Genomic DNA, 17,502 nt, shown 5'->3' with positions numbered 1-17,502 from the left:
TCGTGGACCGACAGGCGTTGGGCATGGCCGGCGGCTTACCCCGTTGCAGCCAGCACAGTGGTGATTACTGCGCCAATACCCCGCCGAGACTGGCGCGGAGTGCCTGGGCGACCTGCCGCTGGTCTGGCTCCGGCAGACGCCCGATCCGCTCCGCATCGCCAGCTTCGATGGTGGCGATCTTGGCGGGGCGCACGACAGAAGGAGCCGGCAGCCCGGCCTCGGTCAGGTCCGAGACCGTCACATCCCCGGGCCAGCCACGATTCTCGGCGCTGGTCACCATCAGCACCCAGAGCAGCACTGGCGTGCCGGAGGCTTCTGGCGCCGCGATCACCAGGGCCGGGCGGCGCTGCTGCACGGGGCGGTTGGTGTAGGGAAAGGGGACCTTCACCAGGTCCCAGACCTCAAAGCCCGGCATAGGCCTTGGCGTCGGCCGGGCTTTCCCATTCGGCAAAGGTGCGGAACGGATCGTCGGCGGCGCGCTCCGGCTGGACGCGGGTCAGCACGACCCGCCCCTGCTCGATCGTATAGGCGATCTCATCCCCCTCCCGCAGACGCAAGGCCGCCCGGACCGGCTGGGGGATCGTCGTCTGGGCTTTGCTGGTGAGCCGGCTGGTGATCATGGGCCCAAAGTAAGGATTTTCCTTACCCAAGACAAGGACTGACCCCATCCGGCACTCGTCCTGAGGCCCGCGCGGCACGACCCCGTCTGGTATTCCTCAGCCGCGGACCGAGTAGCGTTCGAGGGCGGTGATCCGCTGCATCACCGGCTCCCACTCGCGGCCATAGATCTCCTGGCAGAGGAAGGCGCATTCCGCCGCGCGCTCGGCCTCCGCCACCTCGATGAACCAGGCACGCGGCTGCGCCGGGCCCTTCTCCTCCGCGTTCCAGCGGTAGCCGCGGGCCTTCAGGCGGTCCTTCTGGTGAAAGGGCGCATCCGTGGCCCAGATCCGCCAGCGCGGCTGCCGCGCCCCCTCCAGCAGCCGCGCCAGGCCAGGCACGCCGGAAGCGGGCAAGGGACGGGCCAGGATCTCCAGCGTCGCCTCGCAGTCGTGCCGCGCCCGGTGTCCCTCGAAGAACAGCCCGTGCCGCATCGCGAGGTAACTTAGCTTGCTGCCCTCGAAGCCTTCAGCAGCCCAGTCGATCCCCCGCTGCGAGCAGGCCCAGGGCTTCTCCACAAAGGCCGGGCAGAAGGCCTCGGCAAAGCGCCGGTCGAAGCCGGCATTGTGGGCAATGATCAGCGCCGCAGGCGCGATGAAGGCAGCCACCTCCGCGGGGTCGATCTGCTGCCCCGCCACCTGCTCATCCGTCAGCCCCGTCAGGGCCGTGACCGCCGGCGGGATGGGGCGGGTGGGCTGGCGCAGCCGGCTGAAGGGCTTGCCCACTGCATAGACGGTGCCGTCGAGCCCATAGGTGAAGGGCAGCATCGCCATCTCGATGATCTCGTCCTGCGCGGCATCGAGCCCGGTGGTCTCCAGATCGAGCAGCAGGCCGAGCCGGGTGGGGGTGCCTGGGGGCGGTGTCAGCGCCGGCCGGGGCGCGATCCGCCGCAGCACACGATAGTGGCCGCTGGCCGCCAGTTGCGCCGCCATCGCCTCCAGTTGGGTGAGGTCGGGCGGATCTGCGGCACGGGTTAGCATGCCGCTTCCATGGCGCCCGGGGTGTTACGGCGCCAGAAGACCAAAACAGGAACGCGAGCTTAGCGGCAGAGCCGCTCGCAGGGCACCCCGGCGCATCGTTCCCTGAGTGCGTCGGCCGGCGCTTCGGTCCTCGCCAAACCCATTGCTTCGCCGCACAGCCTTTGGCCGGGGGCAATGATATAGCCAGCAAGAATATCGCCGGATGAAGAAGTGATAGCACGATCAGGCACCGCCTGCCGTAGCCTGACCGGCGCCGGCCAGCCTGCGTGTATCCTTTGGCCACCACCCATCGCGGTGAAAGTGAGCCCGGTAGAACGCGGTCCAGAGGGAGAGAAACACCGTGCGACACGTCGCCACCGGCTTGGGCCGACGCGGCCTCCTGCGCTTGCTCGGTTCCGCCGCGCCATCCATGGCTGCTCCGGCCCTGGCACAGCGGGCGCCGGCTGGTCCGATCAAGATCGTGGTCGGCTTCGGCGCAGGCGGGCTCGCCGACATCACCATCCGCATCGTGGCCGAACGGCTGTCGCAGCGCCTCGGCCAGCCCGTGCTGATCGACAACCGGCCTGGTGCCGGCGGCTCGGTGGCGGCACGCGCGGCAGCCAGCGCCGAGCGGGACGGGCAGACACTGGCGGTCCTGACCACGGGCAACGCCATCTACAAGTGGCTCTTCGCCTCCTTGCCCTATGATCCGGTGGCGGATTTCACGGCCATCTCCGGCCTCGCGGCGTTCGACCTTCTGATGCTGACCGGCAGCCAGTCCCCGCTGCGCAGCTATGCCGACGTCAAGGCGCGGGCGCAGGACAGCCTGTCCATCGCCACCATCGGTTCCGGCAGCACGCAGAACATCGCGGGCGAATGGCTGAAGCTGGCGGCGGGCATGAACGCGACGGTCATCCCCTACCGCAGCACACCGGAGGTCCTGACCTCGCTGCAACGCGGAGATACCGATATCGGCTTCGAATCCTACGCGGGCGCACGCGGCGCCCTGGAGGGTGGCCAGGTGCGCGCCATCGCCAGCACCGGGGAGCGCCGCTCCCAGCTGTTGCCGGATCTGCCGACACTGCGCGAAGCGGGTCTGCCGAACTACGCCATCGTCGGCTGGAACGCCCTGTTCGCGCCGGCAGGCACGCCGAAGGCCGTGGTGGACATGCTGAACCAGCACGTCACCGCGATCCTGGCCGCGCCGGATATCCGGCAGCGGCTGCTGGAACTCGGCGTGGAGCCGATGCCCAATACGCCCGAGCAGATGGCGGCAAGGCTGCGCCAGGACATCGATGCCTGGGGCGAGGTGATCCGCCGCACCGGCATCCAGCCGCAGTAGGGGAGCACACCGCGTCGGACACGCCCCCTGCCGGACCTGACCACCTTCGCATTCCGGCGTCTTCCGCACCGCATCCGCGAGCTGACGGGATCCATTCATGATCATCCACCGCCGTACCCTTCTGGCTGGTCTCGCCGCGCCGGCCATCGCGCAGGCCGCCTATCCGGACCGTCCCATCCGCGTCTTGGTGCCTTTCCCGCCCGGAGGGGTGGTGGATGTCACGGCGCGGGTTATCTTCGACCAGCTCGGCCCGGAACTGGGCAACACGCCGGTCGTGATCGAGAACGTCCCCGGCGCCGGCGGCAATGTAGCGACCCTCCGGGCCGCGCGGGCCACGCCGGATGGCTACACGCTGCTCTTCACCACACCCAGCCACGGAGAAGCGGCTGGCCAGCTTGCCAGACCTACCGACGCTGGCGGAACAGGGCATGCCGGGACTGACTGCCGTCGCCTGGCTCATGGCGATCTATCCACGCGGCGTTGGGCAGAAGACCCTGGCTGAGACGCATGCCGCGATCCGGGCCACCATGAGCGGTCCGGAAATCGAGGCGCGCCTCCTCACCATTGGGTCTGTGCCGCGCTACAGCGCGGACCCGGAGGAGGCGGCCGCCTTCCTGCGCGACGAGTTCGCGCATTGGGGCGCGGTAGTCCGACGGAACAACGTCGCGATGGAATAGCCGCCATCGGCGCGGCTTTGCCGCACTGCGTCAGCGCTCCTGCCAGGCGCCACCGGCAGTAGCAGGGCATCGGCATCGTCAACTTGCTGACCTCCATGCGGCGAGGCTGATGGATGGGCCGCGGGATCAAGGACGATCAAGACCGCCCAGAGGCCCCGTTGACCCCGAACCAGACGCTGAACGCCCGCGGCCTCGCGGCGCAGTGCTCGCTGGCGGTGACATCCTTGCGGCGAAGAGGAAAGAGGTTGTTAATCCCGCCGTGCACGGAAAGGAAGCATTGTGCCTGACCCGCCGACATGAACTGCTTCATCTGCCGCTCTCGTCGTCGCATCGGTTGATGGGAGTTCTCCGCCCTGTCGTTCAACCCCTTGTTCTGGCGATTCTCGACTGGAGGCATCTTCGCGGCACCGAAGCTTGCCAGCTTGTCGGTGATCATGACCCGTGGTGGCCGCCTCTGCCGCTTCAGTAGCTTCCTGAGGAGCCGCTTGGCTGCTTGCTTGTCCCGTTGGCTCTTTACCAGCACGTCCAGCACCATTCCTGCCTGATCGACGGCACGCCAAAGCTAATGCGTCACACCGTTGATCTTGAGGGGACCTCATCCAGATGCCACTTGTCACCGGCCTGAGGCAGCCGGCGGCGGATCTGGTTAGCAAATGCCTGGCCGAGCTTGCGACCCCACTGCCGCAGTGTCTCATAGCTGACGACGATGCTGCGGAAGGACAGCATCTCCTCTACCATCCGCAAGCTGAGCAAAAAGCGGAAGTAGAGCCACACAGCTTGGCTGATGATCCCGGCCGGGAGGCGATATCCGGCGAAGCCGGGGTAGGCGGCAGGTGCGATCATCCCACACGCTATCCGGAGGTGGAACGCTTGGGCAAGCTGGGGTCGCCCAACCTGGCGGTGCCATCAACACAGGCTTCAGTTCTGCAGCTTAATGCCCGCCGCCGCTCCAACCCGACGCGCTATCTCCAGTTCGCGCTTCAGAACACTGGACATGCTCGCCGGTGCGGTCTCCTGTGCCTCCGGGATCTCCAGGCCGATGTCCTCGAACTTCTTGCGGACCTCGTGGTCCGTCAGTGCAGTGGCCGCGGCACGGCTCAGCACCTGTAGAACCGCCTCAGGCGTTCGCGCCGGGGCGAAGAGGCCGCAGAAGCTGAAGGCGATGAAACCCGGCACCCCGGCCTGTGCGAAGGTCGGAACCTCCGGCACCAGCATAGAACGGTTGGTCGCGGCGATACCGAGAATCTTGACCTGTCCTGCCGCATGAGCGGGAGAGATGTTGGAGACCTCGGTCATGACGCCATCGACATTGCCGGAGATCAGGTCCGGGACTGTCGCGCTCGCCCCACGATAGGGAATGTGTTCGTAGGAGGTTCGCGTCGTCAGGCCGAAATCGATCAGCACGAGGTGGCTGCTGGAGCCCGTGCCGGAACTGGCGACAGTGACATGGCCGGGCCTGGAGCTGGCGAGGGCGAGGAAATCTTGCAGCGTGTCAACGCCCAGCTTCTTCGAGACCGCCAGAGCCATCGGCGCGCGCGATGTCAGTGCCAGGGGTGCGAAATCGCGGAGCGGATCATACCCAAGATCGGTGCGGAGCGCGGGCGAGACCGTCATCGGGCCATTGGAACCGCCGAGCAGCGTATAGCCATCAGGCGCCGAATGGGCTACCGCCTCGGCGCCAATCGCGCCGCCGGCGCCGGCCCGGTTCTCGACGAGAATGGTGCCCTTCAGTAGCTGGCCCATCTTTTCCGCAAGGATGCGGCATTGCAGATCGACATTACCCCCTGCGGCGAAGGGCACGATGATCCGGATGGGGCGGTTCGGAAAGGCCGCCTGCGCTGAGGCCGGAACCGCCGCAGCCATTGCTGTTCCGAGAACTGTACGACGACTAAATCTCATGGTCTTCCCCTTGCTCGCCCCAAGCCGCTCCTGGCAAGGGTGCCGCTACGCTGTAGCGATCTTTGTTCTGTGCCAGGGCTCCGAGGAGCCCTGGCCGGCCATTCAGGAGGCGCGCTTCTCGCGCAATGCCCGCGTTGCATCCAGGTCGGCGTGCCCGGCCAGATCGACGGCAACGCCGTAGATCTCACGCGCCTTCTCTACGGAGATCTTCCCCTGTAGCACATCGTTCACGACGGCATGCGGGTCGCGCTCCATCGGGTTCCCGTAGCCGCCAGCGCCCGGCATCTCTGCGCGCAACAACTCACCCTGGCGCATTTTGCCGATGAACTTCGCCGGGGCGACACGCTCCTCCGGCGTGCCAGGATTCATGATGATGCGGCCCGGCGCGCCAGGATCGCCGCCGAAGAGGCCATAGGGCCGATTGACCTGACGGTCCGAGCGCAGCTGGATGAGGGCCTCCTCCTCCAGCAGCCGGTACTCCCGCACCAGGCCTAGCGCGCCACGGTACCGCCCCGCGCCCCCGGTATCCGGCAGGAAGGCGTAGCATTCGACACGCACGGGGCCTTCCGCCTCGATCACCTCCACCGGGACATTGGCGATATTAGCGAGGCCATAGGGGCCGCCATCCTGGCCATCGCGGTCCGGGCCGCCGCCGATGCCCGTGACATTGTGGAATTCGAGCGTCAGGAAGGGCGACTTGCCCTTGGGATAGCCCGCCAGCACCAGCGCGAACTCGCTGCCGCCCACGCAGGCGCCGACGCGGTCCGGCAGCAGCATCGCCAGCGCGCCGGAGACGGCGTGGCGCACGCGGAAGCCCGCCAGCCCGCGCGCGCCCACCGGGGCCGGGAAGCGCGGATTGACGAAGCAGCCCTCGGGCGTGATCACCTTCACCGCCCGATTGAAGCCGGCATTGGCGGGAATGCTGGGATCGAGGACCGTGCGCAGGACCGCCAGCGACAATCCCACCGCGAAATAACGGTTGGGGTTGATGGCCCCGCTGGTCTGCGGCGAGGTGCCGGTGAAGTCGATCTCGGCGGAATCACCCTGGACCGTCAGCCGGACCTGGATGCGGACCGGCGGGCCGCCGGCGCCATCCTCGTCGATCCAATCTGTGAACTCGCCGGTGCCGTCCGGCAGGGCCGCGATGCCCTGGCGCGTCAGCCGCTCGGCATAGTCGATCAGCTCGGACATGTAGAAGCGTACGGTGTCCGCGCCGTAATCGCTGATGATGCGGCGGAATTCGGTCTCGGCCGCGACCAGGCTCGACATCTGCGAGAGCATGTCGCCCACCACCATGTCGGAGACGCGGACATTGGTGCGGATGATGCGGAGCAGCGTCTCGTTGGGCTTGCCGGCTTCCATAATCTTGAGAGGGGGAATCCGCAGCCCCTCCTGGTAGATCTCGGTGCTGTCGGGTGCGTTGCCGCCGGGCACGCGGCCGCCCATGTCGGTATGATGGATGATGATGGACAGGAAGGCGATCAGTTCATCACCCACGAAGATGGGGCGGAACATGAAAAGGTCATTCAGGTGGCTGGCACCCGAATAAGGGTCGTTGTTGCAGAGGATGTCGCCGGGCCGGATGTTGTCCCCAAAATGCTCCAGGCAGCCGCGCAGCGCCGGCTCCGTCGCGCCGAGATGGCCCGGCAGCGACAGGCCCTGCGCCACCATCTCGCCATGGCCATTGAGGATGGAGGCGGAGAAGTCCAGGTTGTTCTTGACGACGACCGAGCGCGAGGTGCGGATCACCAGCGCGATCATGTTGTCGGCGACGGTGACCAGGGCGTTCTTGATCAACTCGCGCTTAACGGGGTCCGCCTTCATGAGGGGGTTGATCTTGTTCATGCCCCGATCCTCCGCATGACGATGTTGCTAAAGGGATCGACCTCGACGCTCCAGCCAGGCCGCACCACCGAGGTGCTTTCGTATTCCTCGACAATGACCGGCCCCTGGCGGGGTTCAAGGGTCAGGCTGCCGCGGCTGATGACGGGCGTGTCGATCCAGCCATGCTCCGGCCCGAAATAGACCTGCCGACGCGTTTCGCTTGCCTTGCTGCCGCGCTGCACAGTCAGCTGCTCCGGCACCCGGGGCTGGTCGCAGAGGCCACGGCCCAGCACCTTCAGGGAGACGAACTGGATCTTCTCATGCGGCGAGTTGTACCCGTAGTTCAGCTCATGTGCCTGGGTGAACTGGGTGGAGCAGCCTTCCAGTACCTCCCGCGTCACCCGGGCGCTCTCCAGCGTCAGCGGCAGGGTCGTCTGCTGGCCGAAATAGCGGGCCTCCGCGATGATGCGGATATCCATGTGGTTCTCGTCGAAGCCGCCATCGGCCAGCTGACCGCGAGCCTCGCGCTCCATCTCCATCAGCATCTTGGTCATGGCTGCCGGATCAACCTCGTGCAGGTGCCGGTAGAAGGTGCGGATGACCTGGTGCTCCACATCCGCGAAAAGCAGGCCCAGCGCGCTGAAGACGCCCGAGGCGGGCGGCACGATCACCATGTTCATGCGAAGGTCATCGGCCAGCTTGGTGCCATGGACCGAGCCATTGCCGCCGATGGCGAAGAGCGCGTATTGCGAGGGATCGCGGCCGCGTTCGGAGGAGACGCCGTTCAGCGCCCGCATCATGTTGCTGTTGGCGATCAGGTGGACGCCATAGGCGGCATCGACCTGCTCCATATCCAGACGCCCGGCGATGGAACCGACGGCTTGCTCTGCCTTGCGCCGGTCCAGCGACAGCTCGCCGCCCACCAGCGCGGAAGGGCTGATGTAGCCGAGGATCAAGTTGGCATCCGTCACCGTCGCCGCCTCTCCACCCCGGCCGTAGCAGGCTGGGCCCGGCACGGCACCGGCGCTGCGCGGCCCGACCCTCAGGCCATTCGCCTGGTCCACGGCGGCGATGCTGCCACCGCCCGCGCCAACCTCGGCGATATCGATCGTCGGCGCCTGCACCGGGTAGCCCGCGCCCTGGATAAGGCGATGCCCCATTGCCGCGGAGCCGCCGACCTCGGACTCCGTCGCCACAGTGAAGGCGCCGTCCTCAATCAGGGATGCCTTGGCGGTGGTGCCGCCGACATCGACAACCATGATATTGCTGACGCCGAGAGTGCCGCTGAGGCGCTGCGCGCCCACGACGCCGGCGGCAGGTCCGGATTCCACGATATAGACGGGATTCTGCGCCGCCACCTTGCCCGGAACCACGCCGCCTGCGGACTGCATGATCATGAGGTCGCAGGTGATGCCGATATCCGTCAGCCGGCGCTGCAGGGAATCGATGTACCGTTCCGCCACAGGACGGACATAGGCATTCATCGCGGTGGTGGAGGTCCGCTCGTATTCCTGGATCTTCGGCAGGAGCTGGCTAGAGGTCGAGATCGACAGGTCCGGCAGCCGCTCGCGCAGCAGCCGGGCCGCGATCTTCTCGTTGACACCATTGGCATAGGCATTGATGAAGCAGATGGCGACGGAGGTGATGCCCTCCTTCTCGATTTGCTCCGCAATGCCGGCGATCTCATCCTCCACCAACGGCTGCAGCACGCTGCCATCGGCGGCGACGCGCTCCGTCACCTCGAAGCGCAGCCGGCGCTCGGCCAGCGGCTCCAGCTTGCGGAAGCTCGAATCATACAGCGAGGGCGCGCGGAAGCGGCCGAGTTCCAGCACGTCGCGGAAGCCCCTGGTGGTGACCAGCGCGATCGGCTCGCCCTTGCGCTCGATGATCGTGTTGGTAACAACCGTCGTGCCATGGATGAATTCAGTGACTTGACTGGGGGCGACACCGACATCCCTCAGCAGCTCGCGAACGCCATTCTCGATGGACTCGCTGTAGTCCGGCGGAGAGGACAGCAGCTTCTTGGTGTAGATCTGCCCACTCTCGCTGAGCAGAACGATATCCGTGAAAGTGCCGCCGATATCGACACCCAAGCGGAACGTTTTCGTCTTGTCGATGCTCAACCCGCATCTCTCCCGTCATATGGCGCGGGCAGAGGGGCAGATTGGCCCCTCCTGCATCATCTGCGCCGCCGGGGCCATGCTAGCGATCCCGCTCACATCGTCGTAATGAGTAACTCTGATGGGGTCATAAGCCGGACGCCGAAACGTTCGTGGGGAGGACGCAGATCATGCTGGCCACATCCGCCCTGGTCATCCAGGCATGATCCGCGCGCCGTCGCTGCGGTCGCTGGACCTCTTTGTCATCCTCATGCGCACGCGCAGCATTTCCGAGACAGCGCGCCATATCGGCATCACCCAGCCCGCCGCCAGCCTGGCCCTGAAGGAGCTTGAGGCGCAGATCGGTCTGCCCCTGTTCGTCCGCACACGTCAGCGGCTGGTGCCGACACCGCAGGCGACAGCACTCCTGCCCCAGGTGGACAGGCTCATCGGGCAGGCGGATGTCGTTCAGCAGCAGATCGTCGCCTTGCAGGAGGCCGCGGCCCCCACGCTCCGCCTGGCCTGCATCCCTTCCTTCGGCTCCACGCTCCTGCCGCCGATCCTTGCCCGGTTCCGCCGGAGTTGGACAAGAGTGCAACTGAAGATCGAGGTTCAGCCCCTGGGCAGGGTCCTGGATCTGCTCCGCCAGGAGGCGATCGACCTCGCCTTCTGCTATCTGCCGGGGGCAGAGTCCTCTCCTACAGACCATAGGCAGGAACGGCTACTGGTCACGCCGCTGGCTGGCCTCATGGCGTCGGACCATCCGTTGGCGGCGAAGCCGATCCTCACGCTGGAGGATCTGTCAGAACACACCGCCATCATCGCCGATCGGAACAATCTCCCCATCCCCGCAGCGGTGTCCGAGGCCGTGCTGGAGAACGGGCATGCAAAGGGCGTACTGGAGGTGAACAATGTCTATACCGCGATTGGCCTGGCCCGCGCGGGCATCGGCATCGCTCTGGCAAATCCTCTTCTCCTGTCTGACGGAACCGTCCCTGGCCTGACGGCGCGGCCGATCAAGCCGGAATTCCCGCTGGCCCTGGGAGCTCTGCGTGGCCTGCCGCATGCCAATACGCCGGAGGTCGAGGCCCTCATCGCCTATGCGCAGGACGCGGCCCGCCATGCCTCGGCCCAGCTTTCGGCACAGGGCCTCTTCTCCGGCGCGGAGTTCTCGGCATCCATAATGACGGCGTCCTAACCCTGTTCTCGTCGCAGTGTGTGCCAAGTCGATGTGGGATCTCCCGCATTTTCCGTGCTGCTTTGGTAGGCACGCAGATAAGGCGCCAAATGTCCCTCACCGTTAAGCCCTGTCATGCTCAAGCATCTGCAGCCCCTGATCCCGGCGGGGCTGCTGGTCCAGCATATCTTGCCGGCACCTGATAATCCTCAGGTCACGTGCTGGACGAACGGTTCAGCGGCAGTCGCCACATTGCAGGTCACGACTGCCGTTGGCGCGGCCTGGCCGGCAAATGGCCATCCGCTCCCCTGCCTCACAGTTCCAGTTTGATGCCCAGCCGCTGGATCACGTCGCCCCACAGCTGTGAATGCTCACGAATAGTCTGCGCCATCGCCTCAGTTGTCGAGGACTGCGGTATGAAGCCGGTGGTCTCGATCCGGCTGCGCACATCTGGCAGAGCCATGGCAGCCTCCACACCCTGCTGCAGCCGCGCCAGTACTGGCGCAGGCGTGCCAGCTGGTGCGGCGATGCCGAACCAGGAATTAGCGACGACCTGCGGATAGCCTGCCTCGGCAAACGTCGGCACGTCGGGTGCCGCCGGGCTGCGCACAGCGTCGGCGACCGCCAGGATGCGGATGCGACCGGCACGGTGCTGCTCCAGCAAGGCGCCGCTGATGTTGGCCGGCATGAACTGGATCTCGCCGGTGCTCAGCGCCGTCAGAGCCGGTGCCTCTCCCTTATAGACGATCGCCTCCGCCTGCATGCCGGTGGCATTCAACACCATCTCGGCGAAAAGATGCGCGCCGGTGCCGGGGCCATAATGATGATAGTTCATCTGGCCCGGTCGCGCTTTTACATAGGCAACAAGTTCCTGGAGTGTCGTGACTGGGATGGTCGGCGTGCCAGCAATGATCCAGGGAGCAACAGCCACCATCGAGACCGGGGCGAAATCCGCGGTCTTGTAGGGCAGGTTGCGGAAGAGGTGTGGGTTGGTGGTCAGCGCCGAGGTCGAGGCAAAGAGCAGCGTATAGCCGTCCTTGGCCGATTGCAGAACAGCATTGGCACCGATCACGGTGGCTCCGCCAGGCCGGTTCTCCACCACCACCGACTGGCCCAGTGTACGCGACATGCCGTCGGCCACGATGCGCGCGGTGACATCGCTGCTACCGCCGGCGGGGAAGGAGACGATGAGGGTGATCGGCCGGTTTGGGAAGACCGTTTGCGCGCGCAGCACGGCCGGCGTGGCGAGCGGCGCCAGCAGTCCGCCCAGCATGGTACGACGGGTGGCGTGAATCGGAAGGGTCATGCCTATCTCCTCAAACCGTCAGGGCGGAGTTAATGAGGGGCTGCAGTTCGAAAGGCCGCAGCACCTGGGTGACAAAGCGCTCGACCAGCGGCTCGTAATGGCTCCAAAGACGGCGTAGCGCGCGTTCCGGGTCCGGCTCGAAGTCGACGCGCAGATCGACCAGCGGCCAGGCGTGACGGTCGACCACCAGCAAGGACGCTGCCATAGCCGGCTGGGTCTCGCCCCCTGCCGCCACCCCGGCCTCCAGCGCCCGCAACAGGCGTTCGACGAAGGCCTGATCCGCGCTGGCCTCGAAGCCATCAACCATGGCCTGCACCACCCCGACATTGGCGAGGAAATTGCCGGTGGAAACGCATTGCGAGCCGTTGGCCGCAGCGTTGATTGAGGTGATTTCCGGTCCATTGAAGAAGGCTGTGCGGCCTTCGCGGTCGATGGCCGCGAACTGCCGCTGGCCAGGGTACTCGCTGCCGGCGACCAGCAGATCGACCACCTCCTGAGCATTATAGCCGCGCGCCAGCAGGTCCAGACCCAGCGGCCCGGCCCGGGTGTCCGTGCGGTGCTGCGTGGTAACGGCGCCGATGCCGGCCCGTGCCCAGGGGCAGCGATTGCCCACGGCAATGGAAGAACTTGCGGTGGCGATACCAAACATGCCGGTCGCGGGGTCGCGAGCGGCGAGAGAGAAGGTCATCTGGACGATCCTGTGAAGGGCAACGAGCCTAAGCCGCGCTATTTTGTAGCGCTAAAATGCGCTTCGGCAAGTCATTCCGTTTAGGCTTTCAGCACTTCTCGCCACCCCCTGCCCCTCCTGCTTACCTTGTAGCCAGTCCTAGGCCGATGCTTCAGCCAGATCAGATTCTGGGATATGGCCCCAGAGATGACCCAGCCTCCCCGCCGGCTCCCAATCCGCATGAGCGACGTGGCCCGTGCCGCCGGCGTCTCCTTGATGAGCGTGTCCAATGCCTTCAACCGGCCGGCGGTGGTCCTGCCGGACACGCGGGCGCGCATCCTCGCCGTGGCGGCGGAACTGGGCTACGTCCCTAACCGGATCGCTGGCACCCTGGCATCCGGGCGCAGTCAGGTCGTGGCCGCGATCGTACCCTCGATCCGCAACTCCAGCTTCGCCCGCACCGTGCAGGGGCTGAGCGACACCCTGGCCGATCGTGGTTACGAGCTGCTGCTCGCCATTGCCGACACGCCGGAGCGGGAGTTGAGCAGCTTGCAGGCGGTGCTCGGCCGCCGGCCCGATGGCATCGTGCTGACCGGCAACACTCATCTGCCGCAAAGCGTCGCGCTGCTACGCCAGGCCGGGCTGCCAGTGGTGGAAAGCTGGATCCTCAGCGAGCCGGTCATCGACATGGCGGTGGGTTTCAACCTCGGCGCCGCCGCCTATGCCATGGGCCGGCATCTGATCGCACGGGGATATCGCCACATCGGTTATGCGGGCTACGCGCCGGCCGACAACAGCCGCTTCCTGGAACGGCAGCTGGGCTTCCAGCGTGCTCTGATCGAGGCCGGTCTGCGCGACGACCTCGTGTTCCATGCTGAGGAGCACAATGGCTTCGCGGGCGGCCGGCTGGCACTGGAGGCGCTCCGGATGCGCGAGCCACGGCTGGACGCGATCTTTTGCAGCACCGATGTCTTTGCAGCCGGCCTGATCTTCGACTGCCAGCGCCAGAGCATCCGGGTGCCGGAGGATCTGGCGATCGCCGGCTACGGTGATTTTGAGATCGCGGCGGAGATCGTGCCCCGGCTCAGCACGGTGCGCACGCGTGGCTACGAGATTGGCCAGGCCGCCGCCCGGCTGATTCTCGACCGTGCCGAGGGTCGTGAAGCGCCGATCCGCTACGATGTGGGGCATGAGTTGGTGCTGCGGGAAAGCAGCTGAGGCCGTCTCCTGTTAGTCATGGCATTCAACGGTTCGAACAGCCGCTGAGCTGCTAGCGGTAGGTGATTAGCCGCAGGCCTGTGACACGATAACCAATCATTATCGTGCCTGAGCAACTGATTGCGACGTTTGCCGCATGTCGCATGGCTAGACGCGGAAAAACCGGCTTTCCCGATAGCTCTCCCGATAGGAGGCCAGCTCTTTATCGACTGACGGTGTGGCCGGGTGGGTACAAGTGATGGAGGGTATTGGCACGGGACTGCCGCACGCCCACTCGGGGTGGCTGAGGCGTTTCTTGCAAAGAAAGGCCGCCCTTAGTGTGGGCGCAACTCCCCCCAATCGGCGTTCCAAACTCCAAAGGGGTCAATGATGACCAGCGGCGCCATCAGCGCCTGAGATTTCCGGATTCCATCATTGATCGCAAGCGCGGCGCTGCGCTGCACCGTACCGGCGCTGCTTGGCAGGTCGCCCGGCGTTGCGGGATTGGCCTTGGCCCCGGGCGGCAGCACCACACCCACCAGGGTGCCGCTGTCATCCTCGGTGATATAGACGGCGACCTCGTTGGGCAGCGCCACCTCGCGGCTGCCGAAGATTCCTCTGCCTAGCATCCACGTTTCTCCCTTTGCAGTCGTTGCTGCAGGAATGGTTTAGCACCACGCCCCGCGCACCCCGAGCAAACTTTGCTGAACGCTTGGGCTTCAGCACCGCTCCAACATGGCTGGCAGGCAATTCGCAGATCTGGCCGGCCAGGCAGCCGCATCATCGGCAGAGCTGATAAGTGACGCGCGTAAATTTGGCCGACACGTGCGGCTATGCGCCTGAAGATCAGCTAATTGCGGTAACTCTGTACTTCAAAGACCACAGGTACGCTCATCGGAGGTTATCATACGATGGCCTGAGCAGCGGCGTGATTGCCGCGTTCCGACCGGGGCGACGCCCCCTGCCCTGCGGATCAGGCACTTAGCTGTGCTTCCAGCGCTTCTCGATCTCGGCCCGTTGGTTCGTTCAGGCGTAGGGTCCTCACACGCCTCTGGCTAAGCTGCCGCCAAATCCAAAGGCACCATGGGCGCCATACACAGTGCAAAAGCGCTCGAACGGGTCCAAGCGGATGATGCCGATGCTGGGAAGCGGGACGGCCATCCTGGGTGGAAGAAACAACAGGAATGGCTTGGAAGGCTGGTCTGCCTACCAGGCACCCTTGCTGAGGTGATTTGGCACGGCGCCGGCGGCCTCCGATTCGGGGTGCCATGACCCGGCATGGTCTACAAACTTGATTGGACTTTTGAAGGCAGTCGATTGGGATTTTGAAGGAGGGGCGGCAGTGGGCCGCCGTGATGGTTCAATGGCTTGCGGAAACAGCCCACAGGACTCTTGAAGGGCTACTTACAAGTATCACTCCAAATAGCTGTTCTAGTAGCTGTCCCTTCAAAATCCCAACGCGACAACGCTGCCCATCCACGGCATGTTCCTGCTCCATGGGGCGTGTTCATCAGGCAATAGAAGAGGCAGGAAAGCAGGGTGCCCTGCTCCTTGACGGGTTCGACAGAAGTGAAGTCGAAGCCGCAGCCACGTACCTAGCCGATGAGGATGGAGGCATCGGATACCTGTTCTCAGGTTGGTGCCAAGCTGCCCTTCCCCATCGCCGGCTTCCCGACCACAAGGGTTGGCAGGTCAGCGGCGAGCGTGTGACCCTTATCGTAGAGCCAGGAATGCGGCCTGGACCAAGCGGTGAGCCGATTCATGTCGGTGTCCCGTTCGGCAGCCGTGCCCGCCTCATCCTACTCTACCTTCAGTCAGAGGCTCTGAAGACGGGAAACCGGGAGGTAGAGCTGGGTGCGCACCTTACGCAGTGGATGCGCCGGCTAGGTGTGCCCATTGGTGGGCGGTCCGCTGACCAAGTACGGGAGCAGGCTGAGCGCCTGGCAATGTGTAAGCTCAGCTTCCATGTTCGGGCTGGCAGCGCCAGTGGAATGCTGCAGCAGACAATTGTCGACAGCGCCTTCTTCGTCGATACGGATGATGACGCTGAGCCTGATCAAGGGCCACTCTTTGCCGAGAAGGCACGTCTATCCGAGGGCTTCTTCCAGCAGCTCCAGAAGCACCCGGTCCCTCTGGAAGAGGCCGCGATCCGGGCACTACAAAACAACAGCATGGCGTTGGATCTCTACGCCTGGGCTGCGTATCGCCTCCACTCTCTCAAGGCGCCAACACCTGTGAGCTGGCGGGCGCTCAAGCCCCAATTTGGGGTGGCCTTCGGCAGGATGGACAACTTCCGGGCCCGATTCCTGGATAACCTCAAGCTGGCCTTGGCGGTCTATCCTGAGGCCCGCGTGGACATTACGGATACGGGCCTTCTTCTACACCCGTCCCGCCCGCCAGTGGCGCCCCGCATCAAGTAAGCCTGGCATGCAGTGGACGGCCTTCAAAAGTCCAATGCACGGACAGCCAGGAGAGATGATCCCCCCTGGCTTCAGTCCTATGAGGGCGTGAACTTATACGAGCATAGGTGTATGAACTCATACGCCTATAATTCGGCCCTTCCCCTTCTTCACAAACAGCAAATTTAACGCTTCTTCCAGAAGAGCCTGGGTGGTTGTGTCTTCCTCTACAGCTAGCAGCTTCATCTGCTTCAAAACCTCTGGGCTGAAGTGACCGCCCATGAAGCGGCGCCCATCGCGAGAAGGGCGGTGAAACTTAGCGGGCTCTGCCGGTGAATGCGCAGGCTTAGGCTTGGCGTTGGTTGGGTGCTTGTTAGCGGCCGGCGGAGGAGCTTCTATCGGCAGATCATCCGGCGGTGCTGCTGCTTCACGATCAAGGATCGCTTGAAGAGAGTTCTTCATACGGCCTCCTGTTCATACACGTATAGGTTCATACACACAAACTCGTATAGGCGTTTGATTTCATCCGCTGCCTTGCCGTCGGGCTCAAACTCTATGGCGGCCAAGCCGGTTTGCTGAGCACGAGAGTAGGCGACCCGCAGCCCAAGACGCACCGGAGCGAGGGTAGCGCCGAGCTGACGAATGGCCTGCTCCGTGTCGGGTACCTCGCGGCCCTGAACGGGGCAGAAGGTCATGACGACAGCTGACGGCCGTGGGGGTTCAGTGGCACGCTTCACGAGCTTGAGTGTCTCGGTGGCTGCCATAACGTCCAGCACAGCCGGTTTGGTTGGGATAAGGATGAAGTCAGCATGCTCGGCTGCCAGGAAGGCGGTGTCCTTGGCGATCGGTGGGGTGTCGATTACCACTAGATCAGTGCCAGCTTCGGATGCTGCCTTCAGCATATGCGCCAAGCGGACCGGCTGCACTGACACGACGGCAGGTTCCTCTGCTTGGCGCATGTCCCGCCAGAAGGTTGCCGATGCCTGCGGATCGACGTCGAACACGGCGGCTGTCTTGCCGTCTCGCTGGGCTGCCACCGCTAGGGCTGTTGCCAGCGTTGTCTTCCCGACCCCGCCCTTCTGGCTGATGATTGCGACCGTTTTCATGTGTAGTTCCATAGGTGCATGGGACCAAACGTGTATGCACCCATACGCGTTGGGCGGGCTACTAGGGTAAAGCGTGAACTGTGTGGTTTTATGCGCCCACGCACCTATAAAAGCATACGTGTATGCACATTGCCCTTGAGGGCCAAGCTATAGACCTCACAGGGTTTCTCGGCACGCCGAGCCGTAGGTCTGG

Annotated in this window: 17 protein-coding genes and 1 pseudogene; 6 read left to right on the top strand and 12 right to left on the bottom strand. The window is 64.8% G+C overall.

The window, feature by feature from the left end; genetic code table 11:
- Positions 1-64: 64 nt before the first annotated feature.
- From IAI58_RS22095 to IAI58_RS22085, 3 genes are all read right to left on the bottom strand, one after another.
- On the bottom strand, positions 65-415 hold the full coding sequence (locus tag IAI58_RS22095; protein WP_208776333.1) for a type II toxin-antitoxin system PemK/MazF family toxin: 351 nt from the start codon (positions 413-415) through the stop codon (positions 65-67).
- Complete coding sequence (locus tag IAI58_RS22090; protein WP_207451571.1) at positions 402-620, bottom strand: type II toxin-antitoxin system PrlF family antitoxin; 219 nt, start codon at positions 618-620, stop codon at positions 402-404. The genes IAI58_RS22095 and IAI58_RS22090 overlap by 14 nt, the downstream gene beginning before the upstream one ends.
- Before the next feature lie 96 nt (positions 621-716).
- A complete protein-coding gene (locus IAI58_RS22085; protein ID WP_208776332.1) occupies positions 717-1,637 on the bottom strand; it encodes a 3'-5' exonuclease in 921 nt (306 codons plus the stop codon).
- 409 nt (positions 1,638-2,046) lie between these two features.
- On the opposite strand from IAI58_RS22085, the gene IAI58_RS22080 reads away from it, so the two are divergent.
- The 3 genes from IAI58_RS22080 to IAI58_RS22070 all read left to right on the top strand — a co-directional run bounded on the left by IAI58_RS22080 (position 2,047) and on the right by IAI58_RS22070 (position 3,635).
- On the top strand, positions 2,047-2,958 hold the full coding sequence (locus tag IAI58_RS22080) for a Bug family tripartite tricarboxylate transporter substrate binding protein (protein WP_207451132.1): 912 nt from the start codon (positions 2,047-2,049) through the stop codon (positions 2,956-2,958).
- Between the two features lie 97 nt (positions 2,959-3,055).
- Positions 3,056-3,460 carry a Bug family tripartite tricarboxylate transporter substrate binding protein gene (locus tag IAI58_RS22075; protein WP_208776331.1) on the top strand — a complete coding sequence of 135 codons (405 nt, stop codon included), beginning with the start codon at positions 3,056-3,058 and terminating at the stop codon, positions 3,458-3,460.
- Positions 3,387-3,635: a type 2 periplasmic-binding domain-containing protein gene (locus IAI58_RS22070; protein WP_237182700.1), complete on the top strand. Its 249-nt coding sequence runs from the start codon at positions 3,387-3,389 to the stop codon at positions 3,633-3,635. The genes IAI58_RS22075 and IAI58_RS22070 overlap by 74 nt, the downstream gene beginning before the upstream one ends.
- Positions 3,636-3,771: 136 nt before the next feature.
- On the opposite strand, the pseudogene IAI58_RS22065 reads toward IAI58_RS22070, so the two are convergent.
- The 4 genes and pseudogenes from IAI58_RS22065 to IAI58_RS22050 form a co-directional block, all read right to left on the bottom strand.
- Positions 3,772-4,478: pseudogene (locus IAI58_RS22065) on the bottom strand (IS6 family transposase).
- A gap of 75 nt (positions 4,479-4,553) precedes the next feature.
- On the bottom strand, positions 4,554-5,498 hold the full coding sequence (locus IAI58_RS22060; RefSeq protein WP_207451128.1) for a Bug family tripartite tricarboxylate transporter substrate binding protein: 945 nt from the start codon (positions 5,496-5,498) through the stop codon (positions 4,554-4,556).
- Between the two features lie 138 nt (positions 5,499-5,636).
- Positions 5,637-7,379: a hydantoinase B/oxoprolinase family protein gene (locus IAI58_RS22055; protein ID WP_207451126.1), complete on the bottom strand. Its 1,743-nt coding sequence runs from the start codon at positions 7,377-7,379 to the stop codon at positions 5,637-5,639.
- Positions 7,376-9,481 (bottom strand): hydantoinase/oxoprolinase family protein, encoded by a 2,106-nt coding sequence (locus IAI58_RS22050; protein WP_207451124.1) that lies wholly within the window; start codon positions 9,479-9,481, stop codon positions 7,376-7,378. Before IAI58_RS22050 ends, IAI58_RS22055 begins: the two co-directional genes overlap by 4 nt.
- A gap of 199 nt (positions 9,482-9,680) precedes the next feature.
- Here IAI58_RS22050 and IAI58_RS22045 point away from each other — a divergent pair, with 199 nt between their 5' ends.
- Entirely contained in the window at positions 9,681-10,655 is a 975-nt protein-coding gene (locus IAI58_RS22045) for a LysR family transcriptional regulator (RefSeq protein ID WP_207451122.1), read from the top strand.
- Positions 10,656-10,947: 292 nt separating this feature from the next.
- Here the strand turns inward: IAI58_RS22045 and IAI58_RS22040 are convergent, their stop codons facing one another.
- Both IAI58_RS22040 and IAI58_RS22035 read right to left on the bottom strand, forming a co-directional pair.
- Positions 10,948-11,940: a Bug family tripartite tricarboxylate transporter substrate binding protein gene (locus IAI58_RS22040; protein ID WP_207451120.1), complete on the bottom strand. Its 993-nt coding sequence runs from the start codon at positions 11,938-11,940 to the stop codon at positions 10,948-10,950.
- A gap of 10 nt (positions 11,941-11,950) precedes the next feature.
- Entirely contained in the window at positions 11,951-12,628 is a 678-nt protein-coding gene (locus IAI58_RS22035; RefSeq protein ID WP_207451118.1) for a DUF1028 domain-containing protein, read from the bottom strand.
- A 228-nt stretch (positions 12,629-12,856) separates the two neighbouring features.
- On the opposite strand from IAI58_RS22035, the gene IAI58_RS22030 reads away from it, so the two are divergent.
- Positions 12,857-13,825: a LacI family DNA-binding transcriptional regulator gene (locus tag IAI58_RS22030; RefSeq protein WP_208776329.1), complete on the top strand. Its 969-nt coding sequence runs from the start codon at positions 12,857-12,859 to the stop codon at positions 13,823-13,825.
- 314 nt (positions 13,826-14,139) lie between these two features.
- Here IAI58_RS22030 and IAI58_RS22025 read toward each other — a convergent pair whose 3' ends face one another.
- Positions 14,140-14,433, bottom strand: a complete 294-nt coding sequence (locus tag IAI58_RS22025) for a hypothetical protein (protein WP_208776328.1) — start codon at positions 14,431-14,433, stop codon at positions 14,140-14,142.
- 726 nt (positions 14,434-15,159) lie between these two features.
- Here IAI58_RS22025 and IAI58_RS22020 point away from each other — a divergent pair.
- Positions 15,160-16,224, top strand: coding sequence for a replication protein RepA (locus IAI58_RS22020; RefSeq protein WP_336512715.1), 1,065 nt, complete (start codon positions 15,160-15,162; stop codon positions 16,222-16,224).
- Positions 16,225-16,341: 117 nt separating this feature from the next.
- Here IAI58_RS22020 and IAI58_RS22015 read toward each other — a convergent pair whose 3' ends face one another.
- Positions 16,342-16,665, bottom strand: a complete 324-nt coding sequence (locus tag IAI58_RS22015) for a ribbon-helix-helix domain-containing protein (RefSeq protein ID WP_207450498.1) — start codon at positions 16,663-16,665, stop codon at positions 16,342-16,344.
- Positions 16,662-17,309, bottom strand: a complete 648-nt coding sequence (locus IAI58_RS22010) for an AAA family ATPase (protein ID WP_207450500.1) — start codon at positions 17,307-17,309, stop codon at positions 16,662-16,664. The genes IAI58_RS22015 and IAI58_RS22010 overlap by 4 nt, the downstream gene beginning before the upstream one ends.
- Positions 17,310-17,502: the final 193 nt, after the last annotated feature.

It is taken from the genome of Roseomonas marmotae (genome assembly GCF_017654485.1).
In the GTDB taxonomy this organism is placed as follows: domain Bacteria; phylum Pseudomonadota; class Alphaproteobacteria; order Acetobacterales; family Acetobacteraceae; genus Pseudoroseomonas; species Pseudoroseomonas marmotae.
Note: the sequence above shows the minus strand (reverse complement) of the source record. Positions and strands in the feature narration are given on the sequence as shown.

Excerpts from the sequence above, each read along its gene's own strand:
- IAI58_RS22025 (WP_208776328.1), bottom strand. The coding sequence starts at position 14,433 with ATGCTAGGCAGAGGAATCTTCGGCAGCCGCGAGGTGGCGCTGCCCAAC.
- IAI58_RS22020 (WP_336512715.1), top strand. The coding sequence starts at position 15,160 with ATGGTTCAATGGCTTGCGGAAACAGCCCACAGGACTCTTGAAGGGCTA.
- IAI58_RS22060 (WP_207451128.1), bottom strand. The coding sequence starts at position 5,498 with ATGGCTGCGGCGGTTCCGGCCTCAGCGCAGGCGGCCTTTCCGAACCGC.
- IAI58_RS22085 (WP_208776332.1), bottom strand. The coding sequence starts at position 1,637 with ATGCTAACCCGTGCCGCAGATCCGCCCGACCTCACCCAACTGGAGGCG.
- IAI58_RS22035 (WP_207451118.1), bottom strand. The coding sequence starts at position 12,628 with ATGACCTTCTCTCTCGCCGCTCGCGACCCCGCGACCGGCATGTTTGGT.
- IAI58_RS22090 (WP_207451571.1), bottom strand. The coding sequence starts at position 620 with ATGATCACCAGCCGGCTCACCAGCAAAGCCCAGACGACGATCCCCCAG.
- IAI58_RS22040 (WP_207451120.1), bottom strand. The coding sequence starts at position 11,940 with ATGACCCTTCCGATTCACGCCACCCGTCGTACCATGCTGGGCGGACTG.
- IAI58_RS22010 (WP_207450500.1), bottom strand. The coding sequence starts at position 17,309 with ATGAAAACGGTCGCAATCATCAGCCAGAAGGGCGGGGTCGGGAAGACA.
- IAI58_RS22095 (WP_208776333.1), bottom strand. The coding sequence starts at position 415 with ATGCCGGGCTTTGAGGTCTGGGACCTGGTGAAGGTCCCCTTTCCCTAC.
- IAI58_RS22070 (WP_237182700.1), top strand. The coding sequence starts at position 3,387 with ATGCCGGGACTGACTGCCGTCGCCTGGCTCATGGCGATCTATCCACGC.
- IAI58_RS22075 (WP_208776331.1), top strand. The coding sequence starts at position 3,056 with ATGATCATCCACCGCCGTACCCTTCTGGCTGGTCTCGCCGCGCCGGCC.
- IAI58_RS22045 (WP_207451122.1), top strand. The coding sequence starts at position 9,681 with ATGATCCGCGCGCCGTCGCTGCGGTCGCTGGACCTCTTTGTCATCCTC.
- IAI58_RS22080 (WP_207451132.1), top strand. The coding sequence starts at position 2,047 with ATGGCTGCTCCGGCCCTGGCACAGCGGGCGCCGGCTGGTCCGATCAAG.
- IAI58_RS22055 (WP_207451126.1), bottom strand. The coding sequence starts at position 7,379 with ATGAACAAGATCAACCCCCTCATGAAGGCGGACCCCGTTAAGCGCGAG.
- IAI58_RS22015 (WP_207450498.1), bottom strand. The coding sequence starts at position 16,665 with ATGAAGAACTCTCTTCAAGCGATCCTTGATCGTGAAGCAGCAGCACCG.